At 38.1% G+C, this 19,681-nt stretch carries 15 protein-coding genes; 10 read left to right on the top strand and 5 right to left on the bottom strand.

Annotation, left to right across the window (positions count from 1 at the left end; genetic code table 11):
- Positions 1-81 precede the first annotated feature (81 nt).
- From F938_RS06430 to F938_RS06410, 5 genes are all read left to right on the top strand, one after another.
- A complete protein-coding gene (locus F938_RS06430) occupies positions 82-1,173 on the top strand; it encodes a tetratricopeptide repeat protein (protein WP_227562169.1) in 1,092 nt (363 codons plus the stop codon).
- Between the two features lie 270 nt (positions 1,174-1,443).
- Positions 1,444-4,278, top strand: a complete 2,835-nt coding sequence (locus F938_RS06425; protein ID WP_005030459.1) for a TonB-dependent receptor domain-containing protein — start codon at positions 1,444-1,446, stop codon at positions 4,276-4,278.
- Positions 4,279-4,606: 328 nt separating this feature from the next.
- Positions 4,607-5,818, top strand: a complete 1,212-nt coding sequence (gene ubiH, locus F938_RS06420; protein ID WP_005030457.1) for a 2-octaprenyl-6-methoxyphenyl hydroxylase — start codon at positions 4,607-4,609, stop codon at positions 5,816-5,818.
- Positions 5,815-7,056, top strand: coding sequence for an FAD-dependent monooxygenase (locus F938_RS06415; protein WP_005030455.1), 1,242 nt, complete (start codon positions 5,815-5,817; stop codon positions 7,054-7,056). Before ubiH ends, F938_RS06415 begins: the two co-directional genes overlap by 4 nt.
- A gap of 172 nt (positions 7,057-7,228) precedes the next feature.
- Complete coding sequence (locus F938_RS06410; RefSeq protein WP_004831732.1) at positions 7,229-7,480, top strand: hypothetical protein; 252 nt, start codon at positions 7,229-7,231, stop codon at positions 7,478-7,480.
- A 72-nt stretch (positions 7,481-7,552) separates the two neighbouring features.
- On the opposite strand, the gene lptA is transcribed toward F938_RS06410, so the two are convergent.
- Together lptA and rsmI are read right to left on the bottom strand one after the other, a co-directional pair.
- Entirely contained in the window at positions 7,553-7,999 is a 447-nt protein-coding gene (lptA, locus tag F938_RS06405) for a lipopolysaccharide transport periplasmic protein LptA (RefSeq protein WP_227567140.1), read from the bottom strand.
- A 194-nt stretch (positions 8,000-8,193) separates the two neighbouring features.
- On the bottom strand, positions 8,194-9,036 hold the full coding sequence (rsmI, locus tag F938_RS06400; RefSeq protein WP_004831728.1) for a 16S rRNA (cytidine(1402)-2'-O)-methyltransferase: 843 nt from the start codon (positions 9,034-9,036) through the stop codon (positions 8,194-8,196).
- A gap of 10 nt (positions 9,037-9,046) precedes the next feature.
- Between rsmI and F938_RS06395 the strand changes: the two genes are divergently transcribed.
- The 4 genes from F938_RS06395 (at position 9,047) to F938_RS06380 (ending at position 12,123) form a co-directional block, all read left to right on the top strand.
- Positions 9,047-9,997 carry a penicillin-binding protein activator gene (locus F938_RS06395; protein ID WP_005030451.1) on the top strand — a complete coding sequence of 317 codons (951 nt, stop codon included), beginning with the start codon at positions 9,047-9,049 and terminating at the stop codon, positions 9,995-9,997.
- A gap of 11 nt (positions 9,998-10,008) precedes the next feature.
- Positions 10,009-10,425 carry a YraN family protein gene (locus tag F938_RS06390; RefSeq protein WP_005030449.1) on the top strand — a complete coding sequence of 139 codons (417 nt, stop codon included), beginning with the start codon at positions 10,009-10,011 and terminating at the stop codon, positions 10,423-10,425.
- A gap of 107 nt (positions 10,426-10,532) precedes the next feature.
- Positions 10,533-11,237, top strand: coding sequence for a BON domain-containing protein (locus F938_RS06385; protein ID WP_004831722.1), 705 nt, complete (start codon positions 10,533-10,535; stop codon positions 11,235-11,237).
- Complete coding sequence (locus F938_RS06380; protein WP_004831721.1) at positions 11,221-12,123, top strand: alpha/beta hydrolase; 903 nt, start codon at positions 11,221-11,223, stop codon at positions 12,121-12,123. The genes F938_RS06385 and F938_RS06380 overlap by 17 nt, the downstream gene beginning before the upstream one ends.
- 36 nt (positions 12,124-12,159) lie before the next feature.
- Here the strand turns inward: F938_RS06380 and nudC are convergent, their stop codons facing one another.
- The 3 genes from nudC to dnaQ all read right to left on the bottom strand — a co-directional run bounded on the left by nudC (position 12,160) and on the right by dnaQ (position 16,104).
- Entirely contained in the window at positions 12,160-12,918 is a 759-nt protein-coding gene (nudC, locus tag F938_RS06375) for an NAD(+) diphosphatase (protein WP_005030446.1), read from the bottom strand.
- Positions 12,918-14,561: a hypothetical protein gene (locus F938_RS06370; RefSeq protein WP_005030444.1), complete on the bottom strand. Its 1,644-nt coding sequence runs from the start codon at positions 14,559-14,561 to the stop codon at positions 12,918-12,920. Before F938_RS06370 ends, nudC begins: the two co-directional genes overlap by 1 nt.
- A gap of 127 nt (positions 14,562-14,688) precedes the next feature.
- Entirely contained in the window at positions 14,689-16,104 is a 1,416-nt protein-coding gene (gene dnaQ, locus F938_RS06365) for a DNA polymerase III subunit epsilon (RefSeq protein ID WP_005030442.1), read from the bottom strand.
- Positions 16,105-16,319: 215 nt separating this feature from the next.
- On the opposite strand from dnaQ, the gene F938_RS06360 reads away from it, so the two are divergent.
- Entirely contained in the window at positions 16,320-19,607 is a 3,288-nt protein-coding gene (locus tag F938_RS06360) for a LysM peptidoglycan-binding domain-containing protein (RefSeq protein ID WP_005030439.1), read from the top strand.
- The last annotated feature ends 74 nt before the right edge of the window (positions 19,608-19,681 follow it).

Raw genomic sequence — 19,681 nt, 5'->3', positions numbered from 1 at the left:
ACGATGGGTACTCGAATGACTGGAATGGTATTTCCATTCCAAGGTGACATCCAAGAAATCAAAACAATGATTTATACATGGATGCAACATGAAGTTGAAATTATTGAAAGCTATACTACAATTCGAATTGAGCTGATACACGATAACTTTGTAATTATTGATAATATCGATATTTTTTATTCAGCATATAATCACCCTGAGTTATGGCAAGAACTCGTTGTTGATTTGCCTTTTAACGATTGGATTATTTTCTTCGAATGTGTCGACAGTTGTGATAGTTATAGTTATCTGATTTACAAAAATAATCATGAAGTTAGAAGGATGCTACAGGAAGAAGATGAAGATCTGTATTTTGAGGGTGAGGTGCAAGATTTTGAGAAAGTATGGCTTGATTTTTCAATCTATTATGAACATGAATATGTAGAAAATGGGAAAATAAAAAAAGAAAAAATAACGGATCCTAAGTTTTCATTAGAGCACATTGAGGATCATGAAAATTATTTTAAATATTACCATATTACTTTAAAAAATCAGACGATGTATCACACAAGATTGGCTCGTGTATTGATGGTAGAGATGTTCGAACACTTCTTAGGTTTTGATATTATTGATGGTGATTGTAAGGTTAAGCAGTCTTTGAAAATTGATTACAACACAATTCCAGCGTATGACCGAATTTTAAAACGAGCAGAAAAGAACGATGTGCCGGCTCAGAATGAACTGGGCATGATGTATGAGCAGGGTCATGGTATTGAACAAGATATTGAAAAAGCACGATATTGGTACCAAAAAACTGCTAATCAAAATGATCATTGCGGGCAACTTCATCTAGGGTTACTTTTTAAAGCAGGAAAAGGTGTCGAAAAAGACCTAGAACAAGCTTTGCAATGGATATCTAAAGCCGCCACCAATGGAAATGCTGATGCGCTAACTGTGCTGGGGGAAATGTACGAATTGGGTGAAGGTGTAGAACAAAGTTTTGCTGAAGCAGCAATCCTTTACCGTAAGGCAGCGAAACAAAGACATGCTGTTGCACCCTATAAACTGGGTCTAATGTATGAGCATGGATATGGTTTTGCCGCGGATATCAAAATGGCAATGCGCTGGTACTATCAGGCAGCTAGTCATTTTAATGAAGATGCCCAAAAACGTTTGGATGAGTTGCGGAAATAATCGTTCGTTTTTATTTGAAATCTGAGATGCCAAAATATATTTCTTAACGTTGAGTTAAATAATAATTTGATATTTCAATAAGATCAGAGCATGTCTACAGAATTATTTCGACGAGAAATAGTCTTTTCTTTTTTGATTAAAGACTCCATAACTTAAAGTTAGAAGAAGGGAGTATTTTAAAATCATTGATGCAAATGATAATTATTATCGTTTACTTTTGTGATTTTTTGTGTATGATTTATTGTGTTTACATAATTGATGATAATTTTAATGAAAAAAAACACGAACTACACAAAACCTCTTATTTCTTTCAGGACTCAACTAAGCATCTCCATATTCGGCATTATTTTTTCACAGCACAATTATGCTCAAGAGACTCAGCAAAATGTATCTGCACTACCTACAATTGCAATTAGTGCATTACATGAAACACCTGTGGCATATAGATCAGGCAATATGGACATTCCTCGTACAGAAGATGATGTGCAGGCTTATACAGTAATTGAACGTGAGGAATTAGAACGTTCAGGGGCAACAACAGTCACAGAAGCAATTACAAAGCTACTTCCAATGGCAACATCAACCAATAATTCAGATTACTTTAGCGCTACCTCAAGCCAGATTAATCTACGAGGTTTAGGTACAAACCAAACCTTGGTGTTAATCAATGGTCGTCGTAGTGCAGGAACTGGAAATCGTGGTTCAGCAGAATCCACACAACAGCCCAATTTAAATAATATTCCGCTGGCAGCGATTGAAAGAATCGAGATTTTACCGACGTCAGCAGCAGCAATTTATGGTAGTGGTGCTGTTGGCGGTGTGATCAATGTCGTATTGCGTAAAGACTACGTGGGTACAGATTTAGATTTACGTTATGCCAATACAACAGATGATCAGCAGCCCGTGAAATCCTTTAACTTTGTCTCTGGTTTTGCTTTGGAAGAGGGACGTACTAACGTAATGCTCACTGCTTCGAAAAAGAGTCAGGATGGTTTATTAGACCGTGAGCGGGGCTTTAAAGATAAACAACGGCAAAGAATTTTAAAAAATAATCCAAATGCACTTATTGGTCCAACAGTAAATCCACCAGCAGGTGATCTCACCAATATTCGTTCCAAAGATGGTTCAGAATTGATTCCTGGAAGTGGTTCTTCAACTGCACATATTCCCAAGGGTTGGAATGGTGATATCAATACATTAGAAAAAGGTTATGCTTTAGGTCTAGGAAAAGGGGTAAGTAGTTGGTCTGGAGACTCACCAATTTTATATGATACAGATACTGAGTCTGTGGGAGTCTCAATCAATCGTGATTTTACTGATCGTTTCAATGTATTTCTTGAGGCAGGTTATGATCGTGAAAAAGGCTGGGGCTATAACAGTTCACCACATGGTTTTGGTGTGGTCACAGTAAGCAAAAACAGTCAATATAATCCATTTGGTAAAGATGTATTGGTCAACTATACGCTGAATGGAGACAGTTTCGGTGCTTGGGCGAAAGACACTTTTGAAACGACACAGAAAAAGGCTGCAACAGGTTTTATTTTTGATTTGACACCTAAATGGTTACTATCTGGTGATTATTCTTGGAGTAAATCGGATATTGGTCAAAGATATATCCGTAAAGGAAATGTAAATCCGAGAGCAACCCAATGGAATAAAGATACAGCCAATAATTTGATTGACTTCATTGAAGACTACACCACGAAACCGACTGATCTTATTCAAAAGTATTGGCATTATACTAAAAATAATACTCAGCAAACTTTAAATGACATGTCGATACGGGCAACAGGACCAATTGCGACATGGTATGCAGGGGATATTCGATTGGCGACCGGAATCGAACACCGACGCTATGCAAGTGAAGGTTATGCTGATCATCAGTATGTCGATAATCCTTGGGTTAAACCTACTGAACGTAAAACTCAAGCTTCAAGTGTGTATACTGAATTCAGTATACCTTTACTTTCATCAGATCATCATTACCGTTTCGCGAAGTCACTCGAGATGCAGGTAGCTGCACGTTATGAGGATTTCAAAGTATCAGCAAAAGTACCTCAGTATGATCCTAAAGCTGATCCTACTACAGGTTATAAGTCTAATTTTTTGGGCTATAGTGACTCAGGAACTGCTAAATTTGATGCTATTTCACCAACGATTGGTTTTAAATTTGAGCCTAATGATCAGATGATGTTCCGTGCTTCATATAGTGAAGGTTTTGTTACGCCAACAGCAGGGCAGTTAGCATTAGAGACGGTCAGTCAAAATACTAGCACTTCACTTAAAGATCCTGTTACAGGGAAAATATTGGATATGACCACAGATATTATTTCAGGCGGTAATCCAACGATTACCCCTGAAAAATCGAAAAGTTATAATTTTGGTGTGGTCTTGACACCAGAGATAATTGAAAACTTGCGGTTATCTGTGGATTATTATCAGATTAAAAAAAGTAATAATATTACATCGGTAAATGCACAGTATATTTTGGATAATCAAAATAAATACGGCAATCGAATAAAACGTGATGCCAACGGTGATATAACGTCGATAAATACTGCAGTCTTCAATGCATTAGGACTAAAAACTAAAGGGATTGATACTAATTTAAGTTATGCTTTCGACAGTGCAGTCGGAAATACTTCGTTTAATTTAGGGTATACCTATGTCAGTGAATATAAGCAACAAGACACTGCCGACACGCCTTTTGTTGATTATGTCGCAATGGCAAGTAGTAATGATTATCCATTAAAGCATCGTGCCAATGCATCAATCTACCTGAAACCTAACGATGTATGGGCTTTTGGTTGGGCTACACAGTACTATGGTTCATATACTGTAACTAATGCAACTGCAATTTTAAATCAGACAGGAAAAGATATCAAAACTCTAAAAATAAATGATCAGTTATATCATGATATTTTTGCCAAAGCTAAATTGCCGTTTGGCAAATCTAATAAGGTTAACGCTGCAGAAGTCGGTTTTGGCATCCAAAATCTATTTAATGACTACGCGGTTGATTTATCTGGTACAAAAGGTTATCTGAGTAAATATAGTGATTTAAGAGGTCGTCAGTATTATCTCAATCTTAAACTATCGTTCTAGTCCATGTCTTACATGAGATACGTGAGATAACTAAAGTATTCTAATATTGGTTGTGTTCAAGCGCATATCGATTAAACAATCGCTTCGTTTGATTGTCATCCTTTTAACAACTTTAAGGCTGTGATTTAAATATAATAAATTACAGCCTTATTTTTTTATATTGTTCATTGATTGATTATCCCATTTTTAAAATAACGTATTGATTCAGTACAAATGATAGCAACAATTTCCTATTTCAATATAAAAATAATCGCGCTTGATGTAAGATAAAATTCATCAAGATCATAAGTATTCAGTAAGCTGAATCACGTATAGAAAGGATCAAAGCATGCAACAAGAAGTCATCATCGTTGGCGGTGGAATGGTTGGGCTGAGTTTGGCTCTCATGTTGGCGAAAGCGAATATTGCGGTAAAGCTCTTAGAAGCGGTGAAATACCCAAATTATGATGACAACAATGCTGTAGCTTATCATTCAAGTTTTGATGCTCGAAATACAGCACTTTCACGTCGTACTGTACAAATTTATCAAAAGCTCGGTTTGTGGAATGCTTTACAAGAGCATGCAACCCCGATTCTTGAAGTTCATATCACAGAGCAAGGCAGTTTCGGTAAAGCCCGTTTAAAAGCAGATCAAGAAAAAGTCGAAAGCTTTGGGCAAGTGATTGAAAATGCATGGCTTGGACGGGTACTTCTTACTCAGGTAAGACAACAACCTCTTATAGAGTTGATTGATGGTGTGCAAGTAAACTCTTTAAAACAAGACAATGACTTTGTTTATATAGAAGCAAGTCGTGGTGAAGAATATAGTCATTCAATCAAAGCTAAATTGGTGATTGCAGCAGATGGTCGAGACTCTTTTTGCCGTCAAACCTTAGGCGTCGGTGTGGATGTACATGATTATGATCAAGTTGCAATTGTCACCACTGTACAAACGTCTAAACCGCATCAGCAAGTGGGTTTTGAACGCTTTAGCCACTTAGGTCCATTAGCATTATTACCTTTGCCTGGTGAATGCCGCCGTTCAGTTGTTTGGCCGGTAAAAAAAGGAACAGAGGGTGAGTGGCTAGGGGAAGAGAATGATCAACATTTTCTGGATGCCTTACAGCAAACCTATGGAGATCGTGCAGGTAAATTCCAAAAGACAGGCAAACGTTTTAGTTTCCCATTGTCACAAGTGCTGGCAGATAAACAGGCGGTTGGACGTGTGATCTTAATGGGAAATGCGGCACATACGATTCACCCTGTGGCAGGGCAAGGATTTAATCTATGCATGCGTGATGCTGATGTATTGCTGCGTTATATCACAGCACAAATGGCTAAGTCTGAAGATATAGGTGAGCCTGAGATGTTAAAGGCATACGAACAGGCTCGCTTAACAGATCAACAACGGGTCATCAAATTTTGTGATTCGGTTGTACGAGGCTTTAGTAATCAGAATCCAGTTTTAAAATTATTACGTAATACAGGGTTGGTTGCATTTGATGTCATCCCTGGAATAAAACCCTTGGTTGCCAATTACGCAATGGGGTTAAAAGCATGATAGAACAAAATGTTTTAGATGTTATTGTTATTGGTGGCGGTCTGGTAGGCGGTTTAACCGCATTACTTTTGGCGCAAGGCGGTGTTCAAGCAACAGTATTAGACGCAGCACCCATTTTAGACGAGCAAAAAGTTTTAGCCCAAGCGAATCCACGAGTTTTGGCACTCAGTCAAGCAACCATTCATTTACTTAAAACTGTGAATGTTTGGGATAAAATTGCCCGAAAGATGCCTTATACAGGGATGCAAGTCTGGAATAAAAATGGTTATGGAGAAATTAATTTTGGTCAAGAATCCATAAATTTTCCGACGGATGAACATAGTTTAGGTTCAATGGTTGAACCCAGCTTATTAAATCTCGCCATTCAACAACAAATGCTGGAACAATTAAACGACTATCGTACCGAGGTGAAAGTCGTTCGTGTTGAACAAGGCGTTGGTTGTTGGATAATCCATCTTGCAGATGGCAGTCAGTTAAAGACCAAATTAGTCATTGGGGCAGATGGGGCAAACTCATTTGTGCGTGAGCAGGCTTTTATTGATTACGATATTCTTGATTATCAGCAAGCAGGTTTGACTTGTGCGATTCGTACCACACAACCGCACCATTATGTGGCTCGTCAAATTTTCCATCCAACTGGTCCTTTGGCATTTTTACCGATGGCGAGTTTGAATCCTCAACAAGCTGAGCATTGGATTTCAATTGTCTGGACACTGCCTGATGATTATGCAGATGAATATGCCAGTTTGAATGATGTAGATTTTTGCCAGTTGCTCACCCGTGAAAGTCATCATATGTTGGGTGAAATAATTGAAGCAACACCACGTGCAAAATTTCCACTCAAAGCACGCGCAGCGCAGCGTTATGTCAAGGAAGGGTTGGCATTGATTGGTGATGCAGCACATGTGATTCATCCTTTGGCCGGGCAAGGAGTGAATATAGGTTGTTTGGACGCGGCAGTGCTTTGTGATGTCTTATTGCAAGATAAAAAGCGTGGTGTGTGGGCACACCAACAGACCTTAAAACGTTATGAACACACACGTAAAGGGCAAAATGATGCCATGATGCATAGCATGTCGATGATTGGTTTCTTGGAAACTGCTGAATTCTTTCCTATGATCTGGGCGCGTAATTTTGGACTGAAACAAGTGGAAAATACTCCGCTTTTAAAAGATCAATTTTTAACAAAAGCCAGTGGATTAGAAACGTTAAAAAGCACGCAATATGCCATTTCATGAGTTGACTGATACTTTTTAAACAATCATTTAAACAATATTACGAATTTGATGAAAAAAAACACGATTTTATGTATCTAGAGACTAGTCGAATCCGCAAGAGATTGGTACATTTCTCTGTAAAACATCACCATTTTTTGGATGGTAAATTGACGTCGTTGATGGGGAGTTCAAGATGACAGATACAAATGATTATGATGATAATTCAGAAGATCATGCAGTTGACGATGATGAAGCTAAAGCAGCGGAAAAAGGTGCTGCGGTAAGTGAATCAACGGTGTCTGATACAGATTTGGCTGAAGCAGAAACACTCACGGTGACTGCGAAAAAAAGACAACGTGAAGCATTAGAAGATGAAATCGCTGCATTTTTAGCGCGTGGTGGAAAAATTACTGAAGTTCCCCCTGATGAATCTGCAAGAGATTGATTTTAAAAGCACCGTCAGGTGCTTTTTTAATGTCTCTAAAATTTGATTAGGGGCGGTTGATTGATTCAACATTTAAGGTTGCATGATGATTTCGACACGTTGTTGATCATTCCCAATTGCTTCAAAGTCATTACTGATTAAATCATAAGTAATTTTTGAACTTTTAATTTGTTGTCCAACATCACTTCTAATCATTGCATTACCTTCTAGAGTGATTATTGATTTTTTCGCATCGAAAATCATTTTATTTGCAGAAGCCTGAATGTTTTCTTTCGTTTTATAGATTCTCTTATTCAGTTTTAGAGGGGTGCCAAAAGCGATGATAGACACAAGTTGTTTATTTTTATCTTGATTGAGCTGTATTTCATTTCCTGTGATCTGCATACTTCCTTGTTTAGCGCTAAAGTTCCCTTTGTAATAGCCAGAGGAGTTATGGATATTAAATTGAGCAAAATCACCTGACAGTTGAAGTGGCTCATTAAAATCCGGATCTTGTGCAGCAAATAAGGATGATGTCATCAGCCATGACAATAAAAAGAGTCGTGGTTTTGATATTTTAAAAATTTGAATCTTTGGTTTATTGATCATAAGTTAAAATTTCTGATAAATAAAAAATAAATGTTCAATCATATTCTTAGATACATTGAGGAACAGCCACTAAACATTCTATTCCTCAATGATGATCATTCTACTTTTATTGTTATATCACGTGATTATTGATTGGTGAGTTCTAACGCTCGTTGGTAAGCAATTTTCTTTTTGATACCCATTAAATCAGCTGCGAGTTGCGATGCAGCTTTAACAGATAAGTCCTGTAATAATCGTGTGAGTAGTTGATCTAACTTATCTTGTTCAACATCTTGATCTTTGGCATCAGGTAGACCACCGATGACTAAAACGATCTCACCTTTTTGTTGGTGATGATCATTTTCAATAAAACTCACCAATTCACCTAGCGTCATTTTTTTAATAGTTTCAAAGGTCTTGGTGATCTCGCGAGCGAAACCGACGGGGCGTTGTTCACCAAAAACCTGAGCCATATCTTTGACACTGTCTAAAATACGGTGGGGCGCTTCATAGATAATCATGGTTTGCGTTTCATATTTTAATTTTTCTAGTTGTATTAAGCGCTGAGATTGTTTTGAAGATAGAAAGCCTTCAAAACTAAAACGGTCACTAGGTAAGCCAACAGCACACAAAGCTGCAATTGCAGCGCAAGCGCCCGGTACAGGAATGACACGGATTCCATTGTCTTGTGCAGCACGAACCAATTTAAATCCAGGATCACTAATGAGCGGGGTTCCAGCATCACTGACCAGTGCAATATCTTGACCTTGCTTTAATTTTTCGATAAGTATATCAATTTTGTTACTTTCATTATGATCATGACACGCTGTAAGTGGAGTTGAGATATTATAATGTTTTAATAATTGAGCGGATTGGCGGGTATCTTCTGCCGCAATAATAGAAACCGACTTTAAAACTTCAATAGAACGGAAAGTCATATCATCTAAGTGCCCAATTGGGGTCGCTACGACAAATAATTGAGCACTCATAAAGGTCTCCATGAAAACTAAGATAGTGTTGAACAGTATTAAAAGACTGGTATGTTTGGGAATAATTGGATTTACAATCCAAGTTCACGCAGAAATTCTTGTTATCTTACCTGAAACAGGTCCCATGTCGCGAGCAGGTTTAAGTATCAAACAAGGAATATTGAATGCATCTCATGCATCCAAGAACCAAATTCCATTAAAATTTGTCGATTCTGATCAAAAAACCATCAAAACCATATTGAAGCAAAATGTGAATAAAAAGACCAAAATGATTATTGGTCCTTTGGCACGTCCAGATGTAGAAGCATTGATTAATTTAAAACCCAAAGTTCCAGTGCTTGCTTTGAATGAGGTGTATCCGACCCATAAAAATGTTTGGCAATATAGTCTGTCTAAAAATGACGATGCTTTAGCACTTCTGGATTATATTCAGCATGATAAAGTCAGCAAACTCTATGTTGTTCGTGAAAAGGGCACTGAGGCAGAATCAATCAGCTTTTTAAATGCACTTTTCGCAAATTATGCAGGAGAAGTTGACCCAGTAGATGCGATGCCAAATACGACCAAAGCAAGTGAAGGTATTTTATTGCTTGGGTCAAATCAATGGTTGGCAAATTTAAAGAAGTTAAAGAAAAAGAATATTTATACTCAAGCGATCGCCGTAAATGAAAGTAGAACATTACCGAAAGGCATGAAGTTCTGTGATGTGCCTGCTTTGTATATCAAAGAATGGGAAGATGTGGTGAAAGCCTATAAGGATCAACCAAAGTCATTACCTTACCAACGTTTATATGCGTTTGGTGGTGATGCTTGGTACATTGCTGAACAATTTGTGTTAGATCCCAATGTCAAAAGTCTAACCTTTAATGGGCGGACAGGAAAAATTAAAATTGAAGGTAATCGCGTTGAGCGCATTCCACAATGTTTTGAGCGCTCTAAAAATAACTTAGTGCCCTTATAGTTGAATGATCGATGGCTAAAAATAATTTAGGGCAATGGGCAGAGCATGAGGCAGTAAAAATACTGCGGCAGTCTGGCTACACGATTGTCAAATTGAACTATTTTTCTCGCTTTGGCGAAATCGATATTATTGCTGAGACACAGCAAGAATTAGTTTTTATTGAAGTGAAAGCCAGAACGTCAAGCTATAGGGGATATGCCTTTGAAGCAGTGAATTTGATTAAGCAACAAAAAATGATCAAAACAGCGTTTAGGTTTTTACAAGAATATCCGCAATATGAACAGTATTATTGTCGTTTTGATGTAATTGGGTTTGATTTACATCATAAAATTGCAAAAAACGTACAGCAAGACTTAACTAAAATCTCTTATGATCAGTCTTGGATTGAAAATGCATTTACTTTGGATGCAGACTTGATTAATCTGTGATGAAGAATTGCCTCACAGTTTTTTATCAAAAAAAAGATATGTTCCAACATCTTAATGAGTAATCAGGATGTTGTGTTGTCAGTTAAAATCATTAGGAGTCTTGCTGAGTGTTAAAGCGTATTGTCATCACCATGATGTGTGTAGCAAGTTTGTCTGGTTGCGCTAGTTTTATCTCAGGTGGTACTGGTTCTTCACCAGTGGGAACAGAAAGCGGTGTCCGATCTTTAGGGCAGGTTTTTATTGATTCTTCTATTGAGCGTACTGCGAAAATTAATCTATATAAGCTGGATGCTCGATTTAAACAATCTCGTGTAAATATTAATAGTTTCCATAGTAATGTTTTACTGACTGGACAAGTGCCTGATGCACATTTAAAGCAGCTTGCCGAAGACAATTTACGTGCAATGAGTGACGTAAAAGCGGTACATAATTATTTAACTGTTGGCAATCAAATCGGCTATAGCACGATTATGCAAGACGCTTCTGTAACCGTAAATACGCGTGGCTTAATCATGAAAGCGCCTGTCGTTTCTGATAACAAAGTTTTGGTTCATACTGAAGATGGCGTACTGTATGTTTTGGGTCGTTTAAATAATGCTGAAATCGCAGATTTAAATGATGTTCTACAAAAGGTTGGAAATGTGACTAAAATTGTGACCTTGATTGACAATGTTGAGCAAGCAAATAATTCAGTTCAAACTTCATCGTTTACGGCACCTGTGGTAAACAATGCACAACAACCAGATGTGCAAACTCCTGTTGCAATTGATCCAGATGCTTCAGGGCAAAACAATAATGTTATCCAACAATAGATTAGAATTGCTAAAAATTAAACTTGATAAGCAATTTCAACAGCTTAAAGTTAAGTTTAAAGCACATTATCAAGATTTTCGTTTATATGATTTAGGCAGCATAACGATCAATGGACTAACCCCTAAAAAGGGGTATTCCATAAAATCAAACATTGCTTATGGTTTAAAAGCTCGACAACGTTTAGATCTATATCTTTCCCATCAAACACATAACAAAGCTTTAATTGTTTTTGTACATGGTGGTGCTTGGAATCATGGTGATAAAAGTGCCTATAAATTTGTAGGTGAAGCATTTAGTCGCTATGGCTATAACGTTGCGATTATGAATTATCATTTAGCACCTGAACATAAGTTTCCAAGCTATGTTGATGATTTAGCCGTTGCTTTGAATTATCTTGAACAACAGCAAACACGTTTAGGGATTACTACAGATAAAATTGCACTCATGGGGCATTCAGCTGGGGCATTTAATATTGCCTCATTGCTTTATCATCCCAAAAGTTATGCTTTGGCGCTAAAACCAAACATCAAAGCCATGATTGGAATTGCGGGACCTTATCATTTTGATTATAAAGGTGATGCTTTGGCTGAAGATGCATTTGATCAGGCGATTCCATATCAACAAGTGATGCCTTATTACTTTGTTGCCAAGAATGATGTAAAGCATTATTTATTTCTGGCTGAAAATGATCAAATCGTAAAGCCTTCAAACTCATTTGATTTCAAACAACAATTACATGAACAAGGTAATCATTGTGAAATCTTGACGATTCCTAAAACGGGACATATCTCGATTATGGGAAGTGTTTCGAGTTTATTCAGTCGTTTCTTTATGACACGATCGGAAATTATAAAAGTACTCGATGATGCAATGAACAAAGCCTAGCAATCGCTAGGCTTTTTATTAAGGATACGGATCAAATTAATCTTGGTGCATCGGTGTATTGTGAATCACATGTTCAATCATGGCATGTGCAATACTGCCTGTAAACGGCGTTTCAGGCAATTGATCAAATTTGAAAAATTGCGCATCACTGATCTCTTCTTCTTGCAATACGATTTCACCCGCCTCATATTCGGCTTTAAAGGCAAGCATCAAATTGCTTGGAAAAGGCCACGGTTGACTCGATAAATATTGTACATTCTTTACTTTTAAACCGACTTCTTCCAAAGTTTCACGTTTTACCGCTTCTTCAAGGGTTTCACCGACTTCAACAAAACCTGCAATCAGACCATACATATTAGTTTTATTCTTGGCATTTTTAGCCAATAAAATTTCATTGTCGCCGCGTGTGATCACCGTAATAATACACGGCTGTACGCGAGGGTATTGGTGATAACGACAGGCAGGGCAAACCATTGCATATTCAATCGGGTGAACTTCTGTTTCATGTCCACAGTGACTACAAAATTTATGATTTCGACGCCATTCAAGCAGTTGCACTGCTCGACTGGCTTGTTCAAATTCAGATTTTGTCCATTGTGAGATGAGCTGTCGAATTGGAATCAGTTGATAACCTTGTGGAATTTCATCTTCAATAAAAAGATCTCGGGCAATGATTTGATCACCCGAGTTAAAACTGATATCACTTGCCAATTTCTCTACTTTCGGAAGTTGTAAGTTTTCATCTACTAAAAGTTGTTGGTGATGAAAGATATAAGCAACTGATAATTCTGACATTAGGCTACCGATTTTAAATTTTGACTACTTGCTAATGCTACATCAAACATCGTTTGCAAAACAGGTTGTTTATTCTGTAGATTTTCAATCATCATATCTGCACTGGCTAACACATCCAGAAGTTTATTGATCTGTTGTTGGTTAAATATCTGTTCTTTGTTGAGTCCAGACTGAATAAATTCGGCAGACTGTGCCAATGCCTTTTGACCATCTTTGGCTGCAAGAAACAATAAAGCTCCTCCAATTTCATATAATTGAGAAGGTAGTAGTTCTAGACTTGTAGACTGCGGATCTTGTAAATATTGAACCAGTGTTTGTGAGCTTAAATCGACCATTGCTTTAGTTTCAGTCAGTAAAGCGGTGTGAGCTTCATCAAGACGGTCTAAAGAAATATGTAGATTATTGACCTTTAATTGCAAGCGATTAGAAGTGTAATTGCGTTCAAGAATTCCAATAGAGTTCATCGCAGATAGAATACTATTCATCAATTGCTGTGCATAGTTTTCATCTCTCAGCATGTTTTCTTGAGACAACAGATCAGCTTGCTGTTTTAGTTCGCTATAGGCTTCATTTAAGTTAAGTACTTTAAATACATGTGCAAGGTCTGTGAGTTTACTCTTTAATTCTTGAGTTTTTTCATCACTCATATTTTGATAATTAAACTCGATATCATTACGGATTTGCGACATTTCATCTGTAATGAGCTGGCTGACACTATGAATCGTATCGAAATCTGGTCCGTACAAATGACGACTAAAAATCTGTAATTGAGTATCCGTTAAAATATCTTCGCCTACATTGATTTGCTCACGAATGTGTTGAGAAATTTCATCTTCCTGACTAATACAAATACTCAATACATTTGCAGTATCGGTTAAGGATGGAATAAATCCTGCAAGGTCTTTAAAGAATGATGAAATGTTGGTTTCGATGCTAATTAATGTTCTTAAACGTGTATCGTTGAGGATAATATTTTCAATCTGATTTAAAGCCACAGCAATCAGCGCCCAATATTGAGCACTCGGTTGTCCTTGAGCGATATTGGCTAAATAATTGCCAACCAGTTTTATCCCTTGCAGATCTAAATCTGTCTCGTGTTGATTTAAGAGTTTATGCAGACACAGTTTATAAAGCTTATGTACATGCACTGAATGTTCCAAGTCTGGAGTTTGTAAGAGATTAAAATTAGGCGTCACACAATCCAGTAGTGGCACAATAGCTTGACCTTCTGGTGTGAGTTCTAAACCTAAAGAAAGTTCCAAGCGGTTTAGTGTATCATGCAAAAATTGTGGCACTTTGACTTCACGTAGACAACTAAACTCGATGTAACGTTTGAGCATGGTTGTACCTTCGCTCAATGCAATCACATCTTGAGTATTGATTTCACGTGGGTTTTGCATGATTTTACGCATGACTTGTGCTGAAAGTTCGGCAATTTTGGCAACTTGAGGCATGTCAATCAGCATCAGTACATGACTACATTGTTCCAGTTGTAGCAATGCATCATCAATTCCAAAAGGTAAAGTTTGATCTTCAACTAAACTGCTGACAGCAGATTCAACTTGTAAAATTGAATTATCGACTTCTTTTTTAATAATCAGTAATGCCGTCGGATCAAAATGTATAGAGGTTTGGTAAGACATTGATCTGCACCTTTCCTGGGTATCTAAATGTTCTATTGCATAGCCTCAAAACGAGGCTAATTTTCTAAGTTTTAATATAGCTGAACAAGGGATTTTTTACAGAAAAAATCAGCCTAAATAGGAAATTTTATTTTGCAAAAATGCAGGCTTCCCCATGTTTTTCTTGATATTTATTGACCCAGTTCTCATGTGCTTCCAATTCTTCATCTGAAGCGTAAATTACTGGAACATCAATTTCAATTTTTTGCCGTGTTGTATTCCCCTGAGCTTGTTCAGTATGTGCAGAAATAGCATCCATGTCAAAGGATACTTGTCCGCCTGTCATTGCGAGATAAACATCGGCTAAAATTTCAGCATCGAGCAATGCGCCGTGGAAAGTACGGTCACGTTGAACAATTTCGTAACGTCGAACAAGTGCATCTAAAGAGTTTTTTTGTCCTGGATGCTTACTTTTAGCCATCGCTAAAGTATCAGTCACTGTACACACTTCAGACAGGGCAGGAAGACCACTGCGTTTGAATTCCATGTCCAAGAAGTTCATATCGAAGCTTGCATTATGTGCAATGATTTCACTGCCTTTTAAGTAGTCGAATAGGACTTCGGCAATTTCCTCATACTTGGGTTTGTCTTTTAAAAATTCATCAGTGATCCCGTGGATGGCTTCTGACTCACCTACAGGTTTTCCTGGATTAATATAGATGTGAATCGAACTGCCTGTGAGTTTACGGTTGACCATTTCAATCGCACCAACTTCAACAATTCGATCACTGTCCTGATAATAAAAACCTGTGGTTTCGGTATCAAGAATAAACTGTTTAGGTCCATGCAGTTTTATGGTCGCAGGTGTAATCACAATTTGCGGGTGAATATTCATATCTTTCATTAGAGTACTTTGTTCAACCTGTTCTACTACATCTTGATCACGCAAATTATTATTTGGTGTCTCAGAACTTGTCACAGTTTGTTTGGGTGTCGGCAATTCAGTATCGATAGTTTCATCGGATTCCATCAAGTCAAATCCGAAGGGATCATCAAGCAACCAGTCTTTTTCATCTTTTTTTTTATCATTATTTTCTACAATCTGTTCGGTGGCTGATTGAGGCACCTTCGTGTTTTTTGCTGCCAATGTTTGTTCCGTACCTAAGTTTGCCAATTGATCAGCCATTTCATTGCCTGCATGACCTGCATGACCTTTAATCCAATTCCATTCGATTTCACGACCTCTACATACGCGATCCAGTTTTTGCCATAAATCAGGATTTTTGACATCTTTCCAATTTTTCTTTTTCCAACCTTCAATCCATTCGGTAATACCGCGCTTCACATAGTTGGAGTCGGTCCAAATAATCAGTTTCGCTTCTGTAGGGCAAAATGAAATGCCTTCAATCGCAGCACTCAGCTCCATACGATTATTGGTGGTATCCAGCTCACCACCACACAATTTATGCTCTTCAGTTTCAGTGATGATATAAGCACCCCAGCCACCAGGACCTGGGTTGCCTTTACAAGCACCGTCGACATAAAGTGTGATTGTTTGTGACATAGTAATAACCAATGAAAGTGAATTAAGAGTTGAACATCGTGGTTTAAGAATTTATTGTATACGCAAATCAGCGTTTTCTACGCATGAACTGAGATTTTTTTAATTTCTTGTAACATTTGTATGCAATTCGCATTCAAATTTTGCCTTGTATGCGCCCTAAGCTCTACTAAAATGGCAAAGATAAAATAATTTACTAAATGTTGTTCGGAACCCTTATGTTTAAACCTACCACAATGGTGTGGCAACCTACTGCATCTGTTTTCTTTAAACTATCACTATTAACATCTGCATTGGCGGCACTGGGTTTGACTGCTGGGTGTTCTTCGAACCCATCGACGTCAAAAACTCAAACATCAAAGTCGTCAGGGATGTTGGACGCGAACAGTTTGGATTCACTAGAGGATCTTCTGTCAGCAACTGATATGCGTGCGGTAGAAGGTGATCGTTTATTGATTTTAAAACATGGTGACGTTTGGAAGCGCATGTCTGTTGGTTTTAAAATGGATGAAAACCATTGGGACCCACGGATTGATGCACAACGAAGCTGGTTCGTTTCTCGTCAACCTTATATTGATCGTTTGAGTGCCCGTGCATCACGTTATCTTTACCATACAGTAAAAGAAGCTGAACGTCGCGGTTTGCCAACTGAATTGGCATTATTACCAATCATTGAAAGTTCTTACGATCCTGCTGCAACCAGTAGTGCTGCGGCAGCGGGAATGTGGCAGTTCATCCCAAGCACAGGTAAAATTTACGGTTTAAGACAAACCAGTTTGTACGATGGGCGTCGTGATGTGGTTGAGTCCACTCGTGCAGCATATGAGTTTTTAGGTGGTTTGTATAATCAGTTTGGTTCATGGGAATTGGCATTGGCAGCATACAATGCTGGTCCAGGACGAATTCAACAGGCAATTAATCGAAACCAAGCAGCAGGGTTGCCAACAGACTATTGGTCATTACGATTACCACAAGAAACGATGAACTATGTTCCGCGCTTTTTGGCGGTCGCACAAATCATTAAAAATCCATCTAAATATGGTGTAAGTTTACCGCCGATTGCCAATCGTCCGCATTTTAGAGAAGTCGCTGTTCCACCAGGTGCACAATTGAATCAAATTGCGTCCATCACAGGTTTAAGCCGTGCGGAATTGTACGCACTGAATCCAGGGCATCGTGGTGAAGTTGTTGATCCATCAAGTACTTTACGAATTTTGATTCCTGCTGATTTAAGCCCAACAATTGATTCCAAGTTAAGAGCTTTAAAATCAAGCTCTGATGGTGGATTTTGGGCAAGCAATAATAGCCCAACGACAGCAACCCAGACTTTAACACCTGCTGGTGTAACGTCTACGGTAACGCAATCGATTACGCCGACCCGTACCACGCCACCTGTATTGAGTTCAAATAAAGCAACCACTACGACAACCAGCACTGCAAATTCAGTAAATACTTTAAAGAATACGCCACAGGGCTCAGATGCTTTGGCGCGATTTGCCGCCAATGCAGATATTCCAAGTGCACCACGTATTCCTGTTGCCGTTACTACGGCTGCCAATGTTAAACCTGTTGCAGTAGAACCGCCTATTTCTGCACGAGAAAAGGCTCAAATTCTTGCTGCGGTGAAAGCTGAAGGTGAAAAAGAAACAGTTAAACAAGTGTTAGAGCCACAAGCAACACAAGCAGAAAAAGAAGAAGTTGTTAAAGAAATTAAAGCAATTGCGCCACAAGGTACAGAAGTTTTAGACCCGTATGACGGCAAAATTAAACTGACTGCGATTCAGACCAGTCAATCAGTCGCAGAAGTGCAGGGTAGAGAAAATACCGTTGGATTTGCCTATCCTAAAGGCTTGGCTGATACTACACCTGCAAATTCTGAAGAAGCGAAACTGAATCAAGATAAGAACTTTAAGAAAACTGATACTGAAGTCGTGGTGGAACCTCCTAAAGGTAAACGCAGCACTTATACTGTTTTGGCAGGTGATACTTTAGCAACGATTGCTTTGAAAAATGGAGTCAATTGGCGTGACATTGCCAAATGGAACCAAGTGGATCCAAATGGAACTTTATTTGTTGGTGCAACATTGTATTTGTATGATGCTAAACCACAGATTGATGCGCCAACCACCTCACGGAAAGCAACAGAGTCAGCACCGACCACTTATGTGGTTAAACCGAATGACAGCTTAACTGGCGTTGCCAATCAATTTGATTTATCGGTTTCACAATTGGCAAGTTATAACAATTTGAATACCAACAGTAATTTATTTGTTGGTCAAAAATTAAAACTTAAAGATACTGCTGATGATAAATTATCAGAAATTAATAAGACTGTGGTTCGAGCAGATACATCTAAGCCCGTTGCCAAAGTAAGAACTAAATCTTATGTGGTCAAACGTGGTGAATATCTCAAAATCATCGCTGATCGTTATGCATTATCAGTACATGAACTTGCTGATTTAACTCCAGGATTAGATATTTCAAGCAGTTTGTTTGTCGGGCAAAAAATCAATGTGCCCCTTAATGAAGTGAATGAGCAAGAGAACAAGCTTGAGTCGAAAGTGGTTGAGCAAAGTAAGTTTAAAAATCTGAAATCTGAACCAAGCTATAAAACGGAAAACTATAAAGTTCAAAGTGGTGATAGTTTATCCAGTATTGCAGCACAGTCTAAATTATCTTTAACGGAGTTGGCTGAGTTGAATAAACTCTCTCCATCTCGAAACTTACTTGTAGGTCAGGTGATCAAAATTCCTGCTGGAAGTTCTACTCCAGAGACCTATACAGTTCAATCGGGCGATAGTTTGATTGCAGTTGCTAACAAATATAATTTACAAGTTAACCAAATTGCTGAGTTAAATGGTCTAACAACGACTTCAGGTTTGCTGGTTGGACAAAAGCTCAAATTAACAGGGACACCTGAAAGTAGTGCTAAAGACAGAGCACATAGCAAAAGTGAAGCAAAATCTGAAGCTTCAAGCAAGGACATTCATGTCGTAAAATCAGGTGAGACGCTGGCAAGTATTGCCAAGAAATATAAATTACAGTTGAGCTATTTGAGCGACTTAAATGGTTTATCTCGTAATCAAGCACTTGATGTTGGACAACGTTTGAAAATTGACGGAGATTTACCCAGTAAATCCTCGCTTTCTAAGGAAAAGGAAGACTTAAAAGCTTCAGCAAAGTCTTCATCTAAAGCAGCGAGTAAGAATACTGAAAGTTATGCTGTTAAGGCAGGCGAATCTTTAAATGTCATTGCAAGTCGTGTGGGTTTATCCGTACAAGAACTGGCTGAGATGAATGATTTAAGTCCACGTGCTGGTTTACAGCGCGGTCAATCCATTCGTATTCCTAAAACTGTCACTGAGTACAAAGTGAAAAGTGGCGACTCATTGATTCGTTTAGCCAGTAAGTTCGGTATCGATACTGGTGCATTAGCTGAGATGAATGATCTGAAACCAAATGCCGCTTTACGTATTGGCAGTATTATCAAAGTTCCAAATCTTTAATTGATTTGGGTGATAGATGGATTTACTGAGTGATTTAAATTTTCAAAATGATTTTTTGAATCAAGGAAAGTAGG

The organism is Acinetobacter bereziniae LMG 1003 = CIP 70.12 (assembly GCF_000368925.1).
Taxonomy (GTDB): domain Bacteria; phylum Pseudomonadota; class Gammaproteobacteria; order Pseudomonadales; family Moraxellaceae; genus Acinetobacter; species Acinetobacter bereziniae.
Note: the sequence above shows the minus strand (reverse complement) of the source record. Positions and strands in the feature narration are given on the sequence as shown.